Below are 1130 nucleotides of genomic sequence, written 5' to 3' on the forward strand. Positions count from 1 at the left end.
GCCATGGCCAAGGCTCAGTTCGCCGTCCTGTTCGGCCAGCGCTTCACCAAAGCCCTGGCCTGACCGTGTCGTTCAACCGACCGGACGCACACGGAATTCCTGACACTCCCGTGCTGCCCGGCATCATGGGAGCAGCCAGTGGTCACCCTTGGGGAGCTCGTCATGGTCCTGGACCTCGCCCGGCAGGGACTTAGCGTCTCGGCCATCGCCCGCCGCACCGGCCGCGACCGCAGAACCATCCGCACCTACATCGCGCGCGGCCTGGAGCCGCCAGCCTACAAGCCACGTGAGCCAACCCCGTCGCCGCTCGGCCCGTTCGAGGCCTTCCTCCGCGAGCGCGTCGGCCGCTTCCCCGATCTGACAGGCCGGCGGCTCTGGCGCGAGGTCCGCGACCTCGGCTTCGCCGGCGGCTACTCCACCGTGACCGACTTCCTGCGCACGATCCGGCCACCGACCGAACCCGCCTTCGAGCGGCGCTTCGAGACCCCGCCGGGACGCCAGGCGCAGGTCGACTTCGCCCACTTCAGGGTCCGCTTCGAGGACGAGCCCGGCGCCGAGCGCATCGTCTGGCTGTTCTCCCTCGTGCTCGGCCACAGCCGCATGATGTGAGCTCGCTTCGTCGCCCAGCAGGACCTCGCCACCGTGCTGCGCTGCCATGTCGCCGCCTTCGAGGCGCTCGGCGGCGTGCCGGAGCAGATCCTCTACGATCGGATGCGCACCGCGGTCCTCGGCGAGGTCGACGCGCGCGGCATCGTCTACAACGACAAGCTCCTCGCCCTGGCAGGCCACTACGGCTACCTGCCCAAGGCCTGCCGGCCCTATCGCGCCAAAACCAAGGGCAAAGTCGAGAGGCCGTTCCGCTATGTCCGCGAGGATTTCTTCCTGGCCAGAGCCTTTCGCAACCTCGGTGACCTGAACGCCCAGTTCACCCAGTGGCTCGACCAGGTCGCCAACCGCCGCCTGCACGGCACCACCGGGCGCATCGTCATCGAGCACTTCGCCGAGGAGCGGCCTGCTCTCTAGCCCGTCCTATTCACCGGGTTGGAGCGTAGGGCGTCCTGGCAGGCTGACTTGAGCGTTCGGCACGCGGCTGCATCCGCTTGCGGCGGGGTGGTTGGGCCTGACGGGCG

General features: G+C 69.2%; 1 pseudogene. It reads left to right on the forward strand.

The features are described 5' to 3' along the window. Positions 1-138 precede the first annotated feature (138 nt). Positions 139-1020 (forward strand): annotated as a pseudogene (gene istA / locus E2C06_RS36575) (IS21 family transposase); the annotation flags it as partial. Positions 1021-1130: the final 110 nt, after the last annotated feature.

This window comes from Dankookia rubra, assembly GCF_004355005.1.
Classification (GTDB): domain Bacteria; phylum Pseudomonadota; class Alphaproteobacteria; order Acetobacterales; family Acetobacteraceae; genus Paracraurococcus; species Paracraurococcus ruber_A.